The 436-nt window shown below is 22.9% G+C and carries 1 protein-coding gene; it reads right to left on the bottom strand.

Annotated features, from left to right (window positions below; translation table 11 throughout):
* Positions 1 to 43: 43 nt before the first annotated feature.
* Positions 44 to 259: a BrnA antitoxin family protein gene (locus tag HMPREF3181_RS03985; RefSeq protein WP_057257280.1), complete on the bottom strand. Its 216-nt coding sequence runs from the start codon at positions 257 to 259 to the stop codon at positions 44 to 46.
* Positions 260 to 436: the final 177 nt, after the last annotated feature.

The following is a 436-nucleotide window of genomic DNA, read 5'->3' as shown; positions in this document are numbered from 1 at the left end:
CTCGTTTAAGTAATTCTTAGCATCTTTAAAAATTTTTTGTTTTTTAAATCCAAGAACATTCTAAATTACGTTTATTTTTAACACAATCTCTTAAATATAAATTAATCAAGGTTTGATATGGAATACCTGTACTTTCAGCTTGATTTTTGAAATATATGATAGTATCTTCATCAAGTTTTATTGTTACTTGCTTTTTAATTAATTTTGAATAAGGATTTTTTCTAGGATTTAATTTTCTAATATCATATTCTTTTCTCATACTATCAACTCCTTAAATTCCATTTTTGTAAATTTCTTGTTCTGTTCTAGTTGCTTTTCTTGCAGAAATTATTCTTTCAAAATTTAAATTTATCTACCTTAAATCTACTCTTAACCACAAAATTTTGATGTTTTTTTTACTGGAATTTTTTGTTCTCGTTTAAGTAATTCTTAGCAT

Source organism: Parvimonas sp. KA00067, from assembly GCF_001553085.1.
In the GTDB taxonomy this organism is placed as follows: Bacteria; Bacillota; Clostridia; order Tissierellales; family Peptoniphilaceae; genus Parvimonas; species Parvimonas parva.
Note: the sequence above shows the minus strand (reverse complement) of the source record. Positions and strands in the feature narration are given on the sequence as shown.